The 21,294-nt window shown below is 57.8% G+C and carries 18 protein-coding genes and 2 tRNA genes; 10 read left to right on the top strand and 10 right to left on the bottom strand.

What is annotated here, in order from left to right:
* Positions 1–86 precede the first annotated feature (86 nt).
* A complete protein-coding gene (locus NMA52_RS05840; protein ID WP_254826713.1) occupies positions 87–779 on the top strand; it encodes a Crp/Fnr family transcriptional regulator in 693 nt (230 codons plus the stop codon).
* Positions 780–860: 81 nt separating this feature from the next.
* On the top strand, positions 861–1,367 hold the full coding sequence (gene lptE / locus NMA52_RS05835; RefSeq protein WP_254826712.1) for an LPS assembly lipoprotein LptE: 507 nt from the start codon (positions 861–863) through the stop codon (positions 1,365–1,367).
* Positions 1,368–1,370: 3 nt separating this feature from the next.
* Here the strand turns inward: lptE and NMA52_RS05830 are convergent, their stop codons facing one another.
* Together NMA52_RS05830 and NMA52_RS05825 are read right to left on the bottom strand one after the other, a co-directional pair.
* Positions 1,371–2,774 (bottom strand): L-serine ammonia-lyase, encoded by a 1,404-nt coding sequence (locus tag NMA52_RS05830; RefSeq protein ID WP_254826711.1) that lies wholly within the window; start codon positions 2,772–2,774, stop codon positions 1,371–1,373.
* 65 nt (positions 2,775–2,839) lie between these two features.
* The gene (locus NMA52_RS05825; RefSeq protein WP_254826710.1) at positions 2,840–3,472 is read right to left on the bottom strand and encodes a heme exporter protein CcmB; all 633 of its coding nucleotides are present in this window, start codon (positions 3,470–3,472) and stop codon (positions 2,840–2,842) included.
* Between the two features lie 100 nt (positions 3,473–3,572).
* On the opposite strand from NMA52_RS05825, the gene NMA52_RS05820 reads away from it, so the two are divergent.
* Positions 3,573–4,838, top strand: a complete 1,266-nt coding sequence (locus NMA52_RS05820; protein ID WP_254826709.1) for an N-acetylmuramoyl-L-alanine amidase — start codon at positions 3,573–3,575, stop codon at positions 4,836–4,838.
* A gap of 3 nt (positions 4,839–4,841) precedes the next feature.
* Here the strand turns inward: NMA52_RS05820 and NMA52_RS05815 are convergent, their stop codons facing one another.
* Both NMA52_RS05815 and murA read right to left on the bottom strand, forming a co-directional pair.
* Positions 4,842–5,156 carry a DUF4286 family protein gene (locus tag NMA52_RS05815; RefSeq protein WP_254826708.1) on the bottom strand — a complete coding sequence of 105 codons (315 nt, stop codon included), beginning with the start codon at positions 5,154–5,156 and terminating at the stop codon, positions 4,842–4,844.
* Positions 5,153–6,472 (bottom strand): UDP-N-acetylglucosamine 1-carboxyvinyltransferase, encoded by a 1,320-nt coding sequence (murA, locus tag NMA52_RS05810; protein WP_254826707.1) that lies wholly within the window; start codon positions 6,470–6,472, stop codon positions 5,153–5,155. The genes NMA52_RS05815 and murA overlap by 4 nt, the downstream gene beginning before the upstream one ends.
* A 127-nt stretch (positions 6,473–6,599) precedes the next feature.
* On the opposite strand from murA, the gene NMA52_RS05805 reads away from it, so the two are divergent.
* Complete coding sequence (locus NMA52_RS05805) at positions 6,600–8,312, top strand: amidohydrolase (RefSeq protein ID WP_254826706.1); 1,713 nt, start codon at positions 6,600–6,602, stop codon at positions 8,310–8,312.
* 511 nt (positions 8,313–8,823) lie between these two features.
* On the opposite strand, the gene NMA52_RS05800 is transcribed toward NMA52_RS05805, so the two are convergent.
* A complete protein-coding gene (locus tag NMA52_RS05800; RefSeq protein WP_254826705.1) occupies positions 8,824–10,086 on the bottom strand; it encodes a glycosyltransferase in 1,263 nt (420 codons plus the stop codon).
* A gap of 310 nt (positions 10,087–10,396) precedes the next feature.
* Between NMA52_RS05800 and NMA52_RS05795 the strand changes: the two genes are divergently transcribed.
* On the top strand, positions 10,397–12,967 hold the full coding sequence (locus NMA52_RS05795; RefSeq protein WP_254826704.1) for a hypothetical protein: 2,571 nt from the start codon (positions 10,397–10,399) through the stop codon (positions 12,965–12,967).
* Here the strand turns inward: NMA52_RS05795 and NMA52_RS05790 are convergent.
* Complete coding sequence (locus NMA52_RS05790) at positions 12,964–13,989, bottom strand: NAD-dependent epimerase/dehydratase family protein (RefSeq protein WP_254826703.1); 1,026 nt, start codon at positions 13,987–13,989, stop codon at positions 12,964–12,966. The two genes, NMA52_RS05795 and NMA52_RS05790, sit on opposite strands and share 4 nt — an antisense overlap.
* A gap of 1 nt (position 13,990) precedes the next feature.
* Entirely contained in the window at positions 13,991–15,523 is a 1,533-nt protein-coding gene (locus NMA52_RS05785; protein ID WP_254826702.1) for an aldehyde dehydrogenase family protein, read from the bottom strand.
* 222 nt (positions 15,524–15,745) lie between these two features.
* On the opposite strand from NMA52_RS05785, the gene msrB reads away from it, so the two are divergent.
* From msrB to NMA52_RS05765, 4 genes are all read left to right on the top strand, one after another.
* Positions 15,746–16,189, top strand: a complete 444-nt coding sequence (msrB, locus tag NMA52_RS05780; protein ID WP_371930945.1) for a peptide-methionine (R)-S-oxide reductase MsrB — start codon at positions 15,746–15,748, stop codon at positions 16,187–16,189.
* Between the two features lie 41 nt (positions 16,190–16,230).
* A tRNA-Arg gene (locus NMA52_RS05775) sits at positions 16,231–16,305 on the top strand.
* A gap of 128 nt (positions 16,306–16,433) precedes the next feature.
* Positions 16,434–17,417 (top strand): T9SS type A sorting domain-containing protein, encoded by a 984-nt coding sequence (locus NMA52_RS05770; RefSeq protein ID WP_254826700.1) that lies wholly within the window; start codon positions 16,434–16,436, stop codon positions 17,415–17,417.
* A 411-nt stretch (positions 17,418–17,828) separates the two neighbouring features.
* Complete coding sequence (locus NMA52_RS05765) at positions 17,829–18,596, top strand: T9SS type A sorting domain-containing protein (protein ID WP_254826699.1); 768 nt, start codon at positions 17,829–17,831, stop codon at positions 18,594–18,596.
* Between the two features lie 5 nt (positions 18,597–18,601).
* On the opposite strand, the gene NMA52_RS05760 is transcribed toward NMA52_RS05765, so the two are convergent.
* Positions 18,602–19,312, bottom strand: coding sequence for a hypothetical protein (locus NMA52_RS05760; RefSeq protein ID WP_254826698.1), 711 nt, complete (start codon positions 19,310–19,312; stop codon positions 18,602–18,604).
* Between the two features lie 104 nt (positions 19,313–19,416).
* Between NMA52_RS05760 and NMA52_RS05755 the strand changes: the two genes are divergently transcribed.
* Positions 19,417–19,800: a hypothetical protein gene (locus tag NMA52_RS05755; RefSeq protein WP_254826697.1), complete on the top strand. Its 384-nt coding sequence runs from the start codon at positions 19,417–19,419 to the stop codon at positions 19,798–19,800.
* Here the strand turns inward: NMA52_RS05755 and NMA52_RS05750 are convergent.
* Together NMA52_RS05750 and NMA52_RS05745 are read right to left on the bottom strand one after the other, a co-directional pair.
* A complete protein-coding gene (locus NMA52_RS05750) occupies positions 19,769–21,253 on the bottom strand; it encodes a hypothetical protein (RefSeq protein ID WP_254826696.1) in 1,485 nt (494 codons plus the stop codon). The two genes, NMA52_RS05755 and NMA52_RS05750, sit on opposite strands and share 32 nt — an antisense overlap.
* Positions 21,218–21,293: transfer RNA gene (locus NMA52_RS05745), tRNA-Gly, on the bottom strand. Before NMA52_RS05745 ends, NMA52_RS05750 begins: the two co-directional genes overlap by 36 nt.
* Position 21,294 lies beyond the last annotated feature (1 nt).

Raw genomic sequence — 21,294 nt, 5'->3', positions numbered from 1 at the left:
TGTCCTGTGAGTAGACGGACATCGACAATCGTCGGCGGGCGTCACTTCGGACCGAATGGTCTTCGTCCTAACCTCAATGTCTTAGAATGGATTCTGCGAATAAAATCAACCTGCTCAACAACTTCGATTTGTTCGATGCCCTGTCTTCCGAAGAGAAGCGGCGCCTCAGCGAAACCATGGAGTTTAAGAAGAAGCCCCGCTACTCGGTCATCTACCAGCCCGGGGAAGTGAGCGAGCACATCTACCTGCTCGCTAAGGGTCCCATCAAGATCAGCACCCACAGCAACGAGGGCAAGGAGGTCATCAAGCAACTGATCCACCCCGAAGCCATTTTCGGGGAGTTGAGCCTGGTGGGCGAATCGGTGCGCACCGAAACCGCCCAGTCCCTCAAGGAAGAGGTGCACTACTACACCATCCGGGTGGCGGACTTCCAGCGTATCGTGTTCGGTAACCCTACGCTCAGCCGCCAGGTGCTCAACCTCTTCGGTAAGCGTATGATCGCCGCCGAGAACAAGCTCGAGGACCTCATCTTCAAGGATGCCCGCAGCCGCATCGTCGGCTTCCTGCACCGGGTTGTCAGCGAGCGCGGCCGGCGCGTCGGCTACGAGATGCTACTCAAGCACAGCCTTACTCACCAGGACATCGCCAACATTACCTGTACGAGCCGGCAGACGGTGACTCTCGTCCTCAACGAACTGCGTAAAGAGAATCTGATTTACTTCAACCGCGGACGCATTCTGGTCCGCGACATGGACGAGCTGCTCGCCAGCGCCGCCTAGTTTTACTGAGAGACGTTATGATCCCAAACTTTTCATCCCCGCCGGCGGCAACGCCGGCGGGGATTTTCGCGTTTACGATCCATGCGTTACGTTTCCCTGCTGCTGCTCGCGGCCCTGCTTACTTCCTGTTATTCCTTTCGGGGCATCTCCATCCCGGCCGGCGTGGAACGGGCATACGTGCCGAATTTTAAGAACAACGCGCTGAACGCCCCGCCGACGCTCTTCCTCGACATGACGGAAGCCCTGCGCGATAAGGTCCGCGACGAAGCCCGCCTCGTGATTACCGACGAGAACCCCGACATCGAGATCATCGGCACGCTGGTCGATTTTCGCGTAACCTCCGAAGGTGCCACCCCCGCCGGGGAGGTCGGGGCCTTCGCCAAGGACAACCGACTGACCATCGTGGTAGCCATCGAGTATAAAAATTTGCGCGATCCGCAGGCGGAGAACTGGAGGAGCAATTTCTCCGACTTCTACGAATTCGACGGTACGGAAAGTCTGGCCAGCGTGCAGGACGACGCCCTGGAGTACCTGCTCGATCAGATCAACGAAAAGATCTTTAACCGGGCCTTTGCCGGAGAGTGGTAAAGTTTAGCACTCCGGTAGCGCCACGGATACATTGACGGCCAGTCCGCCCTCCGCCGTTTCCTTGAAGCGGGTGTGCATGAACTGAGCGGTTTCCCACATCGTAGCCACTACCGCGTCGAAGTGGACGACGGCGTTGGCGGCATTCCCGGTCAGGGCCAGGTTAGCGGCGGTGATGGCCTTCATCGCGCCCATCGCGTTGCGCTCGATGCAGGGTACCTGTACCAGCCCGCCGACCGGATCGCAGGTGAGGCCCAGGTGGTGTTCCATGGCGATCTCCGCCGCCATCAGTACCTGTTTGGTGCTTCCCCCGAGTACTTCGGTCAGGCCCGCGGCGGCCATGGCCGAACTCACTCCGACCTCCGCCTGACAACCCCCCACCGCCGCGGAAATCGTCGCCCCCTGCTTGAAGAGCGCGCCGATCTGTCCGCTGCTCAGAAAGAAGCGCAGCAGGTCGTCTTCTCCGAAGTTGCCGAAAAGGTAGTGGTACAGCAGCACGGCCGGGATAACGCCGGAGGCGCCGTTGGTGGGGGAGGTGACCACCCGGCCGAGTGCCGCGTTCTCCTCGTTCACGGCTAGGGCGAAACAGGAGATCCACTGATTTACGGTCGAAAAGTCGCGGGAGGTCCGCCGGATGGCTTCCAGCCAGCTTTTGCGGTCGGGATAGCTGCGACCGGCCAGTAACTTGCGGCTGAGGCCCGCCGCCCGCCGCTTCACGCCCAGCCCGCCGGGTAATACCCCCTCGGTCTGGCAGCCCCGGTAGACGCAATTGAGCATTACCTGGAAGAGCCGTTCGACGCGTTCGTGGATCTCCGCGCTGCTGTAGATGCATCGTTCGTTTTCGTACAGTAGGCGCGTGATGGTTTTCCCGGATTTTGCCGAAAGATCGATCATCTTGCGGCCCGAGGATACGTCGTGGATAAAGTTGTATGTCCTGGTGGCCGCTGCCGTCTCCCCCTCCCGCTCGATGAAGCCCCCACCGAGGGAGTAATAAGTAGATACCCGTAAGTCGCCGTCCTCCGTAAGGGCGGTAAAGGTCAGAGCGTTGGGATGACCGGGATGGGTAGTGGGCTGAAACACGATGTCCTCCCGGAAGGAAAAAGGAACGTTGTGATCATTGACGGTCAGTGCGCCGGAGGCCTTTACCATTTCCACGATAAGGGGAATGCGCGCGGTATCGATCGTCACCGGATCATAGCTCTGCAGACCCAGAACGACCGCGATGTCCGTTCCGTGTCCGATGCCGGTTTTAGACAAACTGCCAAACAACTGTACCCCGATACTTTGCACCCGCGTCCCCGCCAACCTTCCGACGAAGTCCTGGGCGGCACGCCAGGGCCCGAGGGTGTGGGAGGACGAAGGGCCGACGCCGATCTTATAAATGTCGAATACACTTAATCTTGCGGACATGGTGGGTGGTTAGGGCAAATACAAAACACCGGGAAGGGGCAAACGGGTCTGCCGGGCGGCCGTCGTCAGTCGCGCCAGACAAATGGAAAGAGCACGACGGCTACGGCAACGGCCAGCAAGTCTACGGCCAAAGTAAGGTAAACGAGCTGGGTGGCGTCGTTAATGCCCTCGCCGATGGCGTAGGTGCCGGCGTCCACCATCAGCTTAAGCAGCGGCACGATGAGGGGAAATGATAGGATCGCCATCAGCGTACCGTTGCCCCCGGCGCGGGCGGTCAGTGCGCTGATAAACGTAAGGATCGTCGCCAGTCCGAACCCGCCAAAGACCACCGCCGCGAGAAAGGGTAGGGGAGCGGTGATAGTGACGGAGGGCGCGAAGAGGGATAAGAGGAGGAAAGTAAGCAGGCTAATGAGCCAGATGACGAACAGGTTGTACAGCAGCTTGCTGAATAGGAGCGCCAGGGGATCGGCCAGCGTGTAAAAGTAGAGATGACGGCGCCCCCCCTCCCGCAGAAAACTGCGCCCCGCGGCCACGGTGGCCCCGAAGAAGAGTACCACCCAGTAGAGGGCATTAAAGATCGAGGGGGCAATTCCCTCCCGCAGGGCCAGGTACACAATGACGACGGTCGCCACGACGTATAGAAATACACTGCCCAGGGCGTACTTGTCCCGCCACTCGAGCCTGAGTTCCCAACGCAAGAGTTCATAGATTTGCCGGACGGTGGACATTGCGCGGGCAAAGATAAGTCGGCACTTGCCGATCTTTAGGCCGCTCCGCCGCTAACCTTTAAAACCTCGGATGACCTTGCCGTACCGACTGTTATTCATTTTTGTTTTCGTACTGGGGAACGCACTACACGCCGAACACATGATGGTGGAAGTGCAACGGGGGGATGGCATCTATTCCCTGCTCCGTCGTTACCATCTCATCGAATACGCCTGCAACATCGACGAGTTCAAGCGGATCAACCGACTCAGCACCAACAGCAAACTTCTGGTGGGACGACTGTACCGCCTGCCGGTGGAGGTCATGACCTACGACGGTACCAGCATCCGGTCCACCACCGGCAACGACAGCTGGGACCGGGCGGTGGCCATAAAGGAATACAACGAGCGCCTGCTGCAGGAAAATCTGCGCGCGCGCGACTACCGCAAGGATCTGGTCCTGTACGTCCCCTACCACATCGATCACTGTGCCGGCTCCTTCGGTCCCGCTAACGAGCCGGAGATCGTCAATCTCGGCGAGAACGCCGGCAGCGAAGAGGAACTCGACCGGATCAAGGACCAGCGGCAGGAACGGGAACCCATCGCGGTCCCGGAACAGGTCACCACCGCCGGCCCCCGCACCTTCAACATTTTCGGGCCCAAGTACGCGGAAGTCCCCCTCATCGACCGGGCACTCGCCGGCCGGATCTACTACATCGTAGCCGGTCACGGGGGCCCCGATCCGGGCGCCATTGGGCGCCGCAACGGTCACCTACTGGCGGAAGACGAGTACGCCTACGACGTTGCCCTCCGGTTGTGTCGCAACATCCTCCAGCGCGGCGGCACCCCCTACATGATCGTGCGCGACGAGAACGACGGGATCCGCGACGATACCTACCTCACGCCCGACCGCGACGAGACGGTATGGGGCGGAGCCTCCCTGCCGCGCAACCAGAAGCTGCGCCTTTTCCAGCGCTCCGACATCATCAACGCCCTCTATGAGGAAAACCTGAGCAAGGGAATCATCGATCAGACCATGATCGCCATTCACATCGACAGCCGGCACCGGGGGCAGCGGATCGACGTATTCCTGTACCACCCGGAGGGCGACCTGATCGGCGCCAAGCGTGCCGAGCAGATCCACCGGACGCTGCGCGGACAGTACGAGCAGTACCGCCCGGGGCGGGGGTACGAGGGGTCGGTAAGCTCGCGGGACCTCCACATGCTGCGGGAAACCAAGCCCAGTGGAGTCTACATTGAATTGGCCAACATTGCTAACTCCAGCGACCAGCAGCGGATCGTACGGTACGAGAACCGGCAATTATTGGCCGACTGGCTTCTGCTGGGACTACTCGACTGATCCTCAGTGGCCGTGATCGACCACGTTCAGGACGGAGCGGAAGGATACGAACTTACCCTTGTAGCGTAGGTCGTGCATCTGCTGGTGATCGTAGGCGAATTTCTCCTGGTAAATATCGAAGGCGGGGCGCGACGAGACCGTGAATTGCAGGGCGTAGGTGAGGCCGTCGGATTCATCTACCCCGAGCAGCCGGCTCAGTTTATAGTCCTCGAACACGCCACTTTCCATGACGTGGGGAATGTACGACTGCCGCATCCAGTTGAGCCATTCGTCGTGGATTTGGTGATCGACCTTGTTGGTAATGTTGTACAGTATCATTGGTTTTCCCTTATGATCCGTGCACCCAAAGCCTGCAATCTGCTGTCGATATTCTGGTAACCACGGTCGATCTGGTAGATGTTGTCGATCCGACTGGTTCCTTCGGCCGAGAGGGCGGCAATCAGCAAACTTACGCCGGCACGAATGTCGGGGCTGGTCATGCGAATCCCGCGCAGGGGCGTCCGGCGATCGAGTCCGATGACCGTGGCGCGGTGAGGGTCGCAGAGGATGATCTGGGCGCCCATGTCGATGAGTTTATCCACGAAGAACAGCCGGCTTTCGAACATCTTTTGGTGGAAGAGCACCGAGCCCCGGGCCTGAATGGCCGTGACCAGCGCGATGCTCATGAGGTCGGGGGTGAATCCCGGCCACGGCGCGTCGTAGATGGTGAGAATGCCGCCGTCGAGGAAGTTTTGCACTTCGTAATGCTCCTGGGGCGGAATGCGAATGTCGTCGCCGTGGTACTCGAGTTCGATTCCCAGTTTTTCGAAGGTGCGGGGGATCACGCCGAGCATGTCGAGCCGGACGTCCTTAATGGTAATGTCGCTCTGGGTGATTGCCGCCAGTCCGATGAAGCTGCCGACCTCGATCATGTCGGGCAGCATCCGGTGCTCGCACCCCCCGAGACGATTGACGCCCTGCACTTTGAGGAGGTTCGACCCGATGCCCTCGATCCGGGCCCCCATGGAGTTCAGCATCTTGGCGAGCTGCTGCAGGTAGGGTTCGCAGGCCGCGTTATAGATGGTCGTCTCCCCTTCGGCCAGCACCGCGGCCATGAGTACGTTAGCCGTGCCGGTAACACTGATTTCCTCCATGTGCAGGAAGGTGCCCTTCAGTCCGTCGGTCTCGAAGGCATAGATATTTTTCTCTTCGTCGTAGTTGAAGGAGGCACCCAGCGCCTGCAGGCCCAGCAAGTGGGTATCCAGGCGGCGGCGGCCGATCTTATCTCCCCCGGGCTTCGGTAGGCTGGCCCGACCGTAGCGGTTGAGCAGGGGGGCGATCAGCATCACGGAGCCGCGGATGCGTTGGGCGTCGCGTACGTAGTCGGCACTCAGCACGTAATCCAGGTCGATATTTTTTGCCGTGATGCGTACGCTGTGCCGGTCGGTACGCTCGACCTCGGCGCCGAGGCCGCGGATCAGGCTCAGCAGCTTATTGACGTCCTCGATGTCGGGCAGGTTGGTCACGGTGACCGTTTCCTCCGTCAGTAAGGTGGCGCTCAGGATCTGTAGGGCTTCGTTCTTTGCCCCCTGGGGGATGATTTCTCCGGAGAGTCGGTGGCCGCCCTCCACGATAAAAGTTCCGTTCTTATTCATTGGCGGCAAGGTAAGAAAGTGCCGGAGTTGTTGCGGGGTCGCGGGTGCAAAGTCGTCCGGCAGTGCAATGCGTTTCGGTAAGCTACCTTTATCCTCATCAGCCTTGATTGCCCAACTCCACTTCCGAATGAAGCCCGTTTACCTACTCGTAATTCTTTTGCTTACGCTTTTTACCTCCTGTACCGGATCTGACGACCCCGTCGAGTCCCGCGCGGCCATGCTCGTATACAACGCGGAGATCTGGCCGGGAAAGGACCAGCCCGTCGCGACGGCCATGCTGGTAGGTAGCGACGGCACCATTCTGGCCATCGGTAGCGATACCGCTGCCTGGAGCGGTGAGCTGGACGATACGACCGAACGGCTGAATGCCGACGGTAAGTTTCTGATGCCCGGCTTCATCGAGGGGCACGCGCACTTCAGTGGTCTGGGAAGCAGCCTGAGAAACCTGAACTTTCTCCGTTCCCGAAGCTGGGAGGAGATCATCGCCATGGTCGCCGAGCGGGCCGAGGAAACCCCGGAGGGGGACTGGATCACCGGGCGGGGCTGGCACCAGGAAAAATGGGATGCTCCCCATGACCACAGTATTGGCGGCTACCCCGTACACGACGAACTCAGCCGTATGACGCAGGACCACCCCGTCGTGCTCCGCCACGCGAGCGGCCACGGCCTCTTCGCGAACGAGCGGGCCATGGAGCTGGCCGGTGTCTCCCGGGAAACCCCCGATCCGCGGGGCGGCCGCATACTCCGGGACGAGCTCGGCGACCCTACCGGCGTCTTCGAAGAGCGGGCCATGGACCTGATCACCGATGCCTACCAGAACTTCGTGCAGACCATGACCCCGGAATCCCGTAAGGAAGAATGGCTGGCGGGCATCCGCGCCGCTCAGGAGGAGTGCCTGCGCAACGGCATCACCAGTTTTCAGGACGCCGGCACGAAATTTCGGGAACTGGACTGGTACAAGGAGCTCGACGAAGCCGACAGTCTCCGGCTAAACCTCTGGGTCATGCTGCGTCATTCTTACGATGAGATGGCGGGCAACATGGACGGTTTACCCCACTACGGCGATCGCTTCGAGTGCTCGGCCATTAAGAGCGAACTCGACGGCGCCCTCGGTAGCTACGGTGCCTGGTTGCTGGAGCCCTACTTCGATAACCCCGGGTTCACCGGTCAGAACACCACCCAGGTGGCTACCGTAGATAGTATCGCCCAACTTGCCATGGACCACGGCATGCAACTCTGCGTCCACGCCATCGGGGATCGCGCAAACCGGGAGACCCTCGATCTGATGGCTAAATACGTCAAGCCCGGGGACGACCGGCGGTGGCGCATCGAGCACAGCCAGCACCTGCATCCCGACGATATTCCCCGCTTCGCCGAACTCGGCGTGATCGCCTCCATGCAGGGTATCCACTGCACGTCCGATGCGCTGTTCGCGGAAACCCGTCTGGGTACCGAACGAGCCCGGGAAGGCGCCTATCCCTGGCGCAGCCTGCTCGATGCGGGCGCCGTAGTGACGAACGGTACCGATGCCCCGGTAGAGGACGTGAATCCGCTCGAATCTTTTTACGCTACGGTCACCCGGGCACGTGCTGACGGCAAGGCCGTTTTCTTTCCGGAGCAAGCCATGACGCGGGAGGAAGCCCTGCACAGTTATACGGCGGCCCCGGCCTACGCAGCCTTTCAGGAGGACGTACGGGGAACGCTGGCGCCCGGGATGCAGGCGGACTTTGTTATCCTCTCCCACAATCTTCTGAACTGTGCTGACGACGAGATCCTGGACACCGAGGTAGTAGCTACCTACGTTCAGGGCCAACGGCAGTACGAAGCCGTCTCCCGCTAACCGGTACGATGCTGCCTCCGGCGGCGCGGTACGATGCTGCCTCCGGCGGCGCTGTACGATGCTGCCTCCGGCGGCGCTGTACGATGCTGCTTCCGGCAGCGCAGGTACGATGCTGCCTCCGGCGGCGCTGTACGATGCTGCCTCTGGCAGCGCTGTACGATGCTGCCTCCGGCGGCGCTGTACGATGCTGCCTCCGGCAGCGCCTAACTATTTAGCGCTTATGTTCCAAGACTGACAACTGCCCCCCCTAATCCCGATTATTCTCCCATCCAAAAATTCCCGTTCGCACGGCAAGCTGCAATCCATTTCCGTACCGTTGACAATGTGTTTGGCAGTACTTCAGTATGGAATTTCCCACTGCTCAGTTATGCCCCTTGGATGGAGATAGTTCTTACCTCGCTGCCGGAGGCAGCATCTTACTTCCGCGGTCTGAGACCGCGTGCCACTTCGCCGCCGGAGGCAGCATTGTACTTCAGCGGTCGGAGACCGCGTGCTACTTCGCTGCCGGAAGTCAGCCTCGTACCAGTGCGGCGGCGTAGTTGTCCCAGCTCATTTCCTTCGTGGTTTCCCGCACGTTTTCGCGGGGGATGGGAGAGTCGATCATTCGTTCCAACTGACGCGCCATGTCCTGGATGTCATCGGGCTCGGCGAGGTAGCCGTTGTAGCCGTCCCTGATCGTTTCGGGGAAGTGTCCGACTCTGGTGGCGACGGCGGGTAACTGGAAGTTGTAGCTGATGCTCTCGACGCCGGAGGGCGTGGCGTATTCGTAGAAGAGGACCACGGCGTCGCTGGCCTGGAAGTACTGGTGCACTTCTTCATTAGCGACGAACTCGTTCCTGACCATCACGCGGTCGCGGATACCGAGTTTGTCAACGAGCTCCAGCGGCCGGTAGTCGCGTTCATCGTCCGCTTGATTAAGGAAGAGTTTCTTGGCGAGTCCGAAGGTGGCGTTCTTCAGTTTGGTACTGAGCTTATCGGTTTTGAGCGTGTCCCAAAAGGACTCTCCGCAGATGATCAAACTAACGTCGTCGCGCCGCCGCGCGAGTTCCGCGAATGAGCGTATCACGTTGTGCAGACCTTTGTACTTGCGGATGAACCCGAAGAACAGGAAGACGTGCTCCCGCAGTTGGTGGGCTTCCCGGAAGGCCTGCACGTCGAAGTCCGGCCGGGGGGCAAAGAGGTCGTATACCGGGTGGTAAAGCTTAATTACGGTGGTGACACCTTGCTCCCGCGTTCCCGCCTCATTGACGGACAACGCCCGGTCGGGGAAAAGCTCCCGGAGCTCGTCGACCGTTTTGTAGGCGTGCGCGATGAAGGTGTCGGCCGGGGCGATGCCGTAACGTGTGAAGCGGCGGTCGAGGCTGCTGTTCTCCTTCTGAATTACGAAATGCAGATCGAAAACCACCTCAATCTCCGGATGACGTTTGAGTTTGCGGGCAATGTATCCCATGGGTAGCCCCTGGATGGCGATGGCCCACTGGAAGATTACTTTATCGGGTTTCAGCTCCACGATCCGGCGGTAGGTTTCCTGCCAGGTCAGCGGATTGTTGTAGTTCGTCAGGTAATGGACCTTCACGTTCGTGCCTTCCAGCAGGTCGACCCGGCTCGTCTTATCCACGAATTCCCGCGGAATGATGGCCGGATACTGCTGCGTCCAACTTACGATATGCACCTCGCAGTTGCCCCGGCGGTCGAGTGCCTTAGCCAGGGAGGTATTGTAATTGGAGATGCCCCCCTTGAATTTTGGGCCGGGGCCGAAGCAGATGATGGTCAATGGGTAATATTTGAGCTAAATAGATCGGGGCGGCGGGGCGCGTGAGCAAAGGTAACAGCCCGAGAATTACCAGTACACACCAAAAGTTTCAGGAATATTCGGGAAATATATTCCCATTGTATGATTGGAGTAACTAGCTACATAACAAAGATTTATGTTACAAAATTCGTAACAGAAATAAAAATTATGTGCTTTTAAAGCACCAAATCATCCTTATCTATCCGGTAAATAAATACGCGTTCGACCATAGTTTAAGGTATTCATCGCCGTGATCCCGGGAGACTGGGAATCGGAATAAATACGGAACCCTATGAAGTCGCTATTGCCCATCGCCGCTACGCTGTTAACCACCGCCATAGCATTTGCTCAGGCGGATTTACCTTTCTCGGATGATTTTGAACTCGGACTAATCGATTCTTCCATCTACCTGATTGAGCCAAATTTAGAGGGAGAAAACGGAGTGATCTTCGTGGGGCAGGGCGCATATATAGGAGCGGGTCAGTTTGGGTTAGCAATTGGCAAGCGGAGCGATTCCCCCGGAACCTTTACCCGCAACGGATTTGGAATTCGACTCAATCTCTTGAATAAACAAGACGTTTTATTGAAATTTAGGATCAGGGATTTCGGGGAAGAAACGCACCCGCAGGACGGTCTTTACTTTAGTGACGATGGGGGTGCTACGTACACCAAGGTATGGGACTTTAAAGCACAACTATGGTGTGACCAATACGGAGTGCATCCACCTCTGAACGTTAGTAAACTGGCGAGCGAGCACGATCTTGCGTTGAATAACAATTTCGTCATACGCTTTCAGCAGTACGACGATTCGGACTTTACCAGCGGGCGGTACTCCGGGGACGGCGACGGTTTTGCACTGGACGATATTGAAATATTTGAGGCCAATACCGTGTACGCTACGCTGCCGTTAACCGATGATTTCGAGGTGCCGGATCTTCAGTCGTGGTGGACGATTCCTACGGTTGTTGAAACGGCATTACCATTTGAGGACGCCGCGCTGCCATCGGTAGTTGCCCGTCGGCATGCTAATAGTGGAGTAGACAATTCTCCGAGTCTTCTGCTGGGCAAGAGGTGCGATCAAACCGGGGTTTTTACTTCAGCCGCAGCTGATTTGCACCTCAACTTGGCGGACAAACAGGATGTCATACTAGACTTCTTTATCAATAATTACCGTGACGAAACTCATATCCCCGATGGACTATATCTAAGTACCAACGGAGGAGACTCATTTTCTAAAATATGGTCTTTCGATCCCAGTACCTGGTGTGTCGGCATCGGCCAACATCCTCCCCTGAACCTGTCCCGGTTAGCCAACTCGGTCGGACTGAGCCTGACGGATCGCTCCGTACTTCGCTTCCAGCAATTCGACGATGCAGATTTTAGTCAGGGGCGCTACGTCGGTGAAGGCGATGGATTCGCGCTTGATAACATCCGAGTGTACGAATTGGACCGGACCTATGCTGCTATCCCGTTTAGCGCTGATTTTGAGGACGGTACACTGGGTGAATCCATCGCATGGAGCAATCCCGATTCTACCGCGCTTCCCTTTACGGGCTTTGTAAATCCTAATGCGCGCTTCCACGTCTCCCAGGGAAATGGTGCGAATGGCTCCTTCGGAGTATTATTAGGTAAGCGATGTGATCAAACAGCGGCTTACTCCGCGAACGGATTAGACGTGTACCTTAACCTGGGGGGGCGCGACAAGGTATTCTTGGATTTTTACATTCGCGATTTTGATGACGAAACCGATCTGAACGACGGTATCTACTTCAGCGAAAATGCAGGAAGGTCTTTCGTCAAGGTTTGGAATTTCGATCCCGAGAATTGGTGCGGTGGGTACGGTTATCACCCACCACTGGACGTCACCGCGTTAGCCACGGAGGCCGGACTAGCGCTCACGGACAGTTTTATCATTCGGTTTCAACAGGTAGATAACGCTGACTTCAGCGGCGGAAGATATACCGGTGAAGCGGACGGATTTGCAATAGACGAGATCAGGGTATACGAACCCTCCGGCACTCACCAAAGGCCCCCAGTAGACTACGATTTTGAGGATGAAGTACTTCCGCCCTGGATGCGTCTTGCGGCGGGAACGTCAATAATGCAGTCCGTAGAAGGGGGGCTGATCCGACCCACCGTCCGGATGGAGTACTACGAAGGAACGGGACCCGGAGACTCATTCCGGTACCTACTGGGAAAGCGCTGTGATGAACCCCAAGCATACAATACCACCGGACTCGACATCTTACTCGACGTCAATTCTCAGGTGTACGACTCTGTATTTCTTTCCTTCGACCTGTTAAATCCACTTGACGAAATTGACGAAGAAGACGGGGTTTTACTAAGTGTCGATGGAGGGGGCACCTTTACAATGGCTAAAAATCTTAGCATTGGTACTCGCCGGAAAATCTCAATAGATTTATCTCGTCTTGCCGATAGCCTGGGACTCACGCTGAGCAGTACCACGGTCGTGCGTATACAGCAGTACGACGATGCCGATTTTAGTCAGGGGCGGTACGTGGGTGAGGGTGACGGTATGAGCGTGGATAACATCTCGGTCACGGCCGTGGCAACAACTCCTAATTCACTGGTTACCCACTCCGGCTTTATCGGTTTGTCTTTAAGTCCAAATCCGGCAAGAACGGAAATCTGGATTGATCCACTGCAGTACCGGCAGTTGTCGCGCCAGGCAGGCTATACATTGGTAGACGTGAGCGGACGCTTGTTGCGTCAGGGCCAGTTACCGGAGTTGAAAGGTGGTAGATTGGATATTACTTCACTGGAGGCAGGCTTGTACTTCCTCAGCTTGAGCGATACCCGAACCGGAAATACCTACCTCGCCAAATTTGTTAAAGGGTTTTAGCCCTTCTGCGCTTCCAGCACCCTACGCATTCCCTCCCGTACGGAGATACCCGCCCGCCAACCCATGGCGTGAACCTTGTCCATATTGGAGTAGCGGCTGAACACGCCGACGGGTTTGTCGAGCAACTGCTTGATTTCCGGTGAATACCCTTCGATGTCGCACATCGTATGGATGATGTCAATGAATGACAGTAACTCGCCGCGCCCAATGTTGATGGCGGAGCCGTCGGTTACGCGCTCCATGGCGAAGAAAATGCAGTCGAGTACGTCGTCGATGTGCACGAAATCGCGGCCCTGGCGACCGGTGCCCCATACCTCGACCGGATCCTCGCGCCGGGCGATGCGCGCGGCAATGGCCGGAATGGGGTAGGAGAGGTCCTGATCTTCCCCGTAGCCGGAAAACGGCCGGATGCAGGTTACGCTCAGACTGTAGTGCTCGGCGGCCACCTTCGCCAAAAATTCGCCGGTAAGCTTCGACCAGCCGTAGGTCATGTCCGGCTCGCCCATCTTTTTAAAGTTGATGTCCGACTCGGCAAGGGCAATGGCGTCACCTTCCGTCTGGAGGTCGATGGGGTAGGCCGCGGAACTCGAGGGGTAGAGCGTACGCTCCGGGCGGTGGCGGGTGACCCAGTAGAAAAACTCGGCGTCGATGCTCAGATCCAGGGCTACTTTCATGGGGTCGCCCTCGATGGTGGAGCGCCCACCGACGATGGCGGCGAAGTGAAATACGTCCGCGAAGCGTTCGAACGCCGGAGCGTAGTGCTTGGCAATGTAGGTGGGATCGTCGATGATGTCGCGCAGGAAGCGTCGGAAATCCTGATGCAGGAACAGCAACCGTCCGTCGGCGAAAACTTCGAGATCGCCGTCCTCGCGCTCCGGTTCGAGCTTGAGCCAGGAGGTGGGGTGGGTGCCCACGCTAAGGTTATCGACAAAAATGATGGTATCGGCCGTGGTTTGGTAGAGTCGCTTGACCATATTCCGACCGACGAAGCCGCAGCCTCCGGACACCAGGTGAAAACGCATACTATATAGGTTGTAGGTCGAACGTAATTCCCTGGGCGAGGGGCAGTTTGGTGGAGTAGTTTATGGTATTGGTTTGCCGCCGCATATAGGCTTTCCAGCTGTCGGAGCCCGACTCGCGGCCACCGCCGGTTTCCTTCTCTCCGCCGAAGGCGCCACCGATCTCGGCGCCGCTCGTCCCGATGTTAACGTTAGCGATACCACAATCACTGCCCGCCGCGCTCAGGAATAATTCGCTTTCCCGCATATTGGTGGTCATGATGGCGGACGAAAGTCCCTGGGGGACGCTGTTCTGGATGGCAATGGCCTCATCCAGATCGCCGTACTTCATCAGGTACAGGATCGGGGCGAAGGTTTCTTTTTGCGCCATCTGGCTGTCGGCCGCCACTTCGGCGATGCAGGGTTTGACGTAGCAATCGGATCCGAGTCCGTCGATGCGGCCACCCTCCACGATGAGATTGCCGCCCTCCTGCCGGATGCCTTCGATGGCCGCCAGGTAAGTATCGACGGCGTCGGCATCAATCAGTGGTCCGACGTGGTTATTCTGATCGAGCGGGTCACCGATACTAAGTTGACCGTAGGCGCCGGCTAGTTTGTCGCGGACTTCCTCGTAGCGACTTTCGTGGACGATGAGGCGACGGGTACTGGTACACCGTTGCCCGCAGGTGCCGACGGCACCGAAGAGCGCGCCGGTGAGCACCAGATCCATATCGGCCGATGGGGTTACGATGATCGCGTTGTTCCCACCCAGTTCCAGCAGGGTCTTGCCGAGACGGCCGGCGACGGTCTGGGCGACGATCTTCCCCATACGGGTGGATCCGGTCGCCGATATAAGCGGTACGCGCTGGTCCTTCGTGAGCATTTCGCCGACGGTATAGTCGCCATTGATCAGGCTGCTGATCCCTTCGGGAAGGTCGTTGTCCTTAGCGACCTTAGCCCAGATATTTTGGCAGGCAACGCCGCACAGGGGAGTCTTTTCGCTGGGTTTCCAAACGGTGACGTCGCCGCATACGATGGCGATCATCGCGTTCCAGCTCCATACCGCTACGGGGAAGTTGAAGGCCGAAATGATACCGACGATTCCCAGGGGGTGATACTGTTCGTACATCCGGTGCAGGGGGCGCTCGGAGTGCATCGTCAGACCGTAGAGTTGACGACTGAGGCCCACGGCGAAGTCACAGATGTCGATCATCTCCTGCACCTCGCCCCAACCTTCCTGCAGGCTTTTACCCATTTCGTAGCTCACCAGGCGGCCAAGGGCATCCTTGTTAGCCCGCAGGGCATCGCCGTACTGCCGTACGATCTCGCCACGCTGGGGGGCGGGCACGGTACGCCAGTATTCGAAGGCTTCCCCGGCCTGGGCGATGATTTGTTCGTACTGATCGGGTGTAGTGATGCTGACGCGTCCGATGACGGCTCCGTCAACGGGGGAGCGACTGACGAGGTGAGCATCGGGGTTGTGAAAGCCCCGTTGGCCGGTACTGCTCCCGTTATTATCGTCCTGTAGACCCAGGGTTTGTAGAAAATCTTTGTTCATGATCGTAGCTGGTTAGGAGCAGCGAAGGTAACACTAGCGACGGATGTGGGTCGCCGCGGCCGGTTGCAGTGAACTCCCGGTGGACGTTCGCTTGTTATGCGACTAAAGAATCCGATGCGCTACTTTGTCTTTCTGGCCCTCACTTTAACCCTCGCCTGCAACTCCTCCACGTCTCAGTCCACGATCGCTACGAACGAAGAGCGGGCAACCGCCGTACAGGATATGCCCGACTACCGGTACGATCCCCCCGCCCGTCCGGGTGAAGTAAGCAAACTGGACACTACGGAGGACTACTGGCGGGAGATTCTCTCCGACCAGGAATACAACATCCTGCGCGAGGAGGGTACGGAGCGTAGTTTCACGAGCCCCCTGAACGACGTGAAGGCCGCCGGCGTGTTTGCCTGTCGGGCGTGCGGATTGCCCCTGTTCACCAGCGCCACTAAGTTCGAGTCGGGTACGGGGTGGCCAAGCTTCTACGAGCCCATCGATGAAGCTTACATCACCGAAAAAGTTGACACCCGCTACGGAATGGAGCGTACGGAGGTGATTTGCGCCCGTTGCGGTGGCCACCAGGGACACGTGTTTCCGGACGGTCCTCCGCCCACCGGACTGCGGTACTGCATCAATGGAGCCGCCCTTAACTTCGTGCCGGAAGCCGATCTTTAGGCCTATATTTGCGGCCGCCCGGGACCGCTATCCCGGCGCCCAGCCCCATAGTTCAAGGGATAGAACGTTGGTTTCCTAAACCGAAAATGCAAGTTCGAGTCTTGCTGGGGCTACCATGTGTTAATGTCGTTGTCAATATTCGGACGGAGATTATCTTTAGTGGGTTTTAAATACACCACTTCCCGTAAGGCTCGAATGTGTTCTTTTTCGGGAGGGTGAACTGACACTAAGAACTACCGAACACATGACAACGATAACACCTGCCTGCGGCATACTGCTGCTGGTGCTGGGCTGCACCGGTTTGTACGGACAAGCCCCCAGCGCATGCTCCACTCCTCCGAGCGGTGGAAATCATCCTAACGGCAATGCCTTCTTTTCTAGCGTTACTACGAGTCTGGAGGTGGGGGACGTTGTCAGTGGTTGTATTAGCCTAACGGGCAGCAACGCCAAGATCCTTACGCTCACCCCGCAAGCTGCCAGCGGGGAGGGGGACCTGTTGAAAGTAGTTACGTCTACGGCCACCGCATCCGAAACGCTGATCGTCACGGCTTCCGGTGGGCCAAAGACAAAAATTTTCACGAACGACATTATACACGTGGAGATCACGGCGCTGTCCACCGGCCGAATCGACTTTAATTTTCCGAATCCATCCGCCAGCGGCTCTACCCGGACGTTCGTCATATCCGGATCGGTGGCTCCGGTGACCTGGTCCAGGCCACTTACCTATACCGTAGATCGGGAGCAGCTGCAGTTGAGCTGGTCCGTCACCGACCAAATGGACGTTGCGGGCTACGAACTGGAGGTAGACAACGGAACGAGCGGCGGCTTTCGTTATGCGGAATCCATCCCCTACCGGGAGAACGGCAGTCGGGAGGTGACCTATTCCGTGACGGTCTCCCACGAAGTCGATGGTCATCACTACCGCATTAAGCAACTGGATCATGCCGGTACGTTTGATTATAGCAACGTCATTTACGTACCCGGTGCCGCTAATCATGATCAGTTAGTAATCTTTCCAAATCCGACGTCTCGCTTCGTCCGGATCGTCGCGCCCGATAGGGTGCAATCCGTCGATATTTTTACCGCGGATGGTCGCCTCGTCCGTTCCTATCCCGCAGCCTCATTGCGGCAAGGGATCGACCTGTTTGATCTAGCCCGCGGTACCTATATACTTCGTCCCCAACCCCGTGAAATCTTTGCCGATCACCGGCTGATAATTGCTCGCTAGAGCTTTGTAAATGTCGTTGTCCGTTGCCGCGTAGGTTAGCGAATCAATTCCACAATACAGCGGGAAAACGTTAAAGTAGTTGGTGTTGCACAATATTCGGTTAATTTTATGTGCACATGTGAACATGTCACAACAAAGTGTTTTAATTAACCGATGTTGTCATCTCATTGCACACACTCTTTAACTACCTAGAACATGAAAAGAATTCTACTCCTCTGCAGCTTGATGCTGCTCCTTATCACACAATCACTTTACGGTCAAGGGTCTAACGACTGCCCCAGTGGTGTTCCTACCCGTTCCAACTTTGCAGGGTACCTCGGAGGTGCCAAGAAGTCACTTAAAGTGGCGGAATCTACTGCTGCATGCTTTCCCGTTACTGGTAGCGATAACAAGTTCATCCAATTGACACTTTTGAATCCCGGATCTGTTCAGGGTAACGTACTGACGTTGACGCTTCGGGATAAGTCAGGTAACACCTTCGTGACCCGCTCGATCACGGCGGGAGAGACAAACCCTGCTCCCAGTATCAGTCTTACCAACCAAACCTACTATGCCGTGATAACCGGCCAGGGTTTGGGAAGCGTCAGATTAGACTACGGTAGCAGCTCGTCTAATTTTTCCGCTACTGCCACCTTCAACGTAGAAGCCGCCGCCCCCGTCACCTGGACCAAACCCCTCAGCTACGCCGCTGCCGGCGAGGGGGTAAACCTCAGCTGGTCGGTCGCCGATCAGGTGGACGTGGACCGCTACGAAGTAGAGGTCGATAAGGGTAGTGGCTTCGAAACCGCCGCGACCGTCGCCTACCAGGAAGTCGGCAGCCGGGAAGTCACCTATACCTCCCTGCAGCCCGCAACGAGTGACGGTGCCTACTACCGGATCAAGCAACTGGATTTCGGGGGCACTTTCGACTACAGCAACGTGATCTACGTCCCGGGCAGCACGGATGCCGCGGCCCTCAACGTATATCCCAATCCCGCCCGCGACTTTGTACGCGTAGCGGTACCCGAGCGCGTGGAAACCGTTGAACTGGTTGCCTCTACCGGTCAGGTAGTGCGCACGTATCCCGCCGCCGCGGCCCGCGACGGCATCAACGTCAGCGATCTGATCACCGGAATGTACCTGCTACGGGTAGCCGGCGACGCCAGCTTCACTCCCCAGCGCCTGATCGTCCGGAGGTAGACCTTCTACTCCCGGTGACCCCAGGTCTCGTAGATGGGATCTCCCTTACTACTAAGACCGGAGTGGTGCCACTCGTTATCGCGAATCTCGTAATCGAAACTCAGTCGGGCCCCGACACGCTCGGGGTCCCGGCTGAAAAATTCGATGGTTTCGACGTACTTATCCCCTTCGCTGGTGTAAGTCCCACCGCCCGTTCCGCTGAACTCAGCCGTTTCGGTATTGAAGGCGATCCACTGAAAACGGGTGCCGGATAGAATTTTCATGGTACGCCGCGGACCGCTGTTGTCTCTACGCCGTAGCTCACCGTCCTGTTTCCGTCCCGTTATCTGCCAGGCGCCGGCCAGGGGGCTGTCGCCACTGTCGATGCGCTGCCAGGCCTTGTCGCCATTAAATACCAATAGGCTGCCGTCCACCACGAAGGGCATGGGTACCGTTTTGCCGACATTCTCGGGAGTAGAGGAATCAAACTCGTAGGTCACGTCGAAACTGTTTTCGCTCACGTCGTAGCTCCCGCCGAGGGTAGCGATAAATTTCTTTTCGTCCTCATTGTAGGCCGTCATGGCGAAGTACCCGTCCTGGATGATCATGCTCAGGGTATTGGTCGCTCCGTCGTCACCGAGGGAAGTGGATTCCCAGGCGCCGGTGAGCTCGGTAGCAGCGTTCTGGGCGGTCAGGAAAAAGGGACTTGTGAGTAGTAGAAAGAGTAGTTTATTCATAGCGGTAGTTTGTTAGGGGTAAACGACGAACGAATGTCCTTCGTTGTACCTTTGTGGTTAAACATACGGCCGGCCACTCCAGTTAGCACAGTGAAACCTCTTCCATGGGACTAAGGAAAAAAGCGCGTCTTATCATTTATCGCTTCCGGGAACGGGGACTGGAGGTATTCCTTACCCAACAATCCGAAGAGTGGGGCCTGCCGGGTGGGGATATGCGGCTCGATAATCCGGACCTTATCTCTCTGGAACCCGCCGCCGACCGGGAGGAAGCCGTGGCCGTGGAGGGCGACTGGCACGAGATTCCCAGCCTCAAACAAATGCTGTACGAGGATGCCGGTGAAATCAAGGAAAAACTGAAAGACCTGGAGAGCGGCACCTTTCTGACCATCCGCGAGGCGCTAAAGAATCGGTTGAGCCCCGGACAAGTCCAGTTCCTGCGGGAACTTCTGGAAGTCGTTACCGATCGTAATTCCGTGCGGGACATCTGATCCGGAGCACTACCGCACGGAACAGCTCTTCCTGAACTACTTCGCACCCGCGCTCCGCCGCCCCGCTACTATCCCGCCGTATGGCCTGCCGCGTACTCCGTCGCGTGGTCACATCATACACGCGCACGCTTTCATTGGTTATCTGGGACTCATCCGCCAGGTGCTTGGTGCGTAGGTGAATGCGCGTGTAATAATCGACTACGGGGACCGCATCGGGGTGCAGCACCGGATCATCGTAGCGCAGCGCTATTTCCGCGAGTCGGCGCCCATCCCCGTAGGTGCCCGGCGCGTAAAATTGCCGGTAAATATTGGTGCCCCCCAGCGTGAGGGCGGTCAGAATTAGCAGAGGTAGACGCAACGCACGGACAGCGTGGTATAACCCGCGGGCGGACAGGGCCGCGAACAACCATAATCCGGGGAGGGCAAAGAGCATCAGCCGGTCGATCAGGCTGTACACCCGAAAAACGGAAACCGCCATGGCCACGCCCAGGGGAAGCAGGAGCCACAACTGCTTAGTCGGTAATTTTAGTGCTCCGTAGAGCATGAGAGTAGCCCCCCAGATTAAGGCCACTACGGTGAAGCCGAAGCCGAGTCGCAGCAAGCGCCGCAGGATCCGTCCCAGTTGCTCCACCTCGTTCCAGTCTGTCGGGATCGGCAGGAAGTAGTCCGCGTGAAAGTCATTCAGGTAACCGCTGCCGACCGATGCCCCGAGCACGAAGTAGTACAACACGCCGAACGATAGCAGCCATCCGCCGATCGGAAGCATCCATCGAATGTCCTGCCGCAATCGCCACAGACCAATGGCCGCCAGCACGAAAACCCCGGGCAGGGATATCCACGGAATCAGCGCGCCTCCTACCGCCCAGGCCCACAGCTTTTGCCGGCGGGGCCGCAGGTGCAATGCCAGCAGGATGGCCGCTACGCCCAGGTCCAGGCCGTAGGGCTTTACCTCGCCGACGTAGCGGAGCACGGTGGGGTTAACGAACAGCAATGCCAGCGGGAGGAGGGCCCAGTACCCGGACAGCAGCCGTCTGCCGCTAGCCCAGATCCCGCCGACGGCCAGCAGACCGCCGAGGAAAGCCGGCAAGCGCAACGGAATTTCTCCGTAGCCCAGTAACTCTCCGCACAACTTCGTGACGACCAGGTAGAGGGGCGGGGCATACTGATCGTGATCGAGGGGAACGAACAGGCCGGCAAAATCGCGATCGAAGAGATTGCGCGCTACGTTGGCCTCGTCGATGAACAGCGGGCGGGCGAACAGCAGGTTTATGGTCCACAGCAGCAGACCGGCGGCGAGCAGTAGGTAAAGGGCAAGCCGGTGGCCGTTGGGTCTGATGATCGGAGGCGAATGGTGGGAAGCAAAGGTAATAAACGACGAAAGCCGCTCTCCCGGGGGAAAGCGGCTTTGTCGCGAGTTTGGAGCGGATGACCAGGTTCGAACCGGCGACCTCAACCTTGGCAAGGTTGCGCTCTACCAACTGAGCTACATCCGCG

It is taken from the genome of Lewinella sp. JB7 (assembly GCF_024297185.1).
GTDB lineage: Bacteria > Bacteroidota > Bacteroidia > Chitinophagales > Saprospiraceae > Neolewinella.
This window is presented reverse-complemented; position numbering and strand designations above follow the sequence as displayed.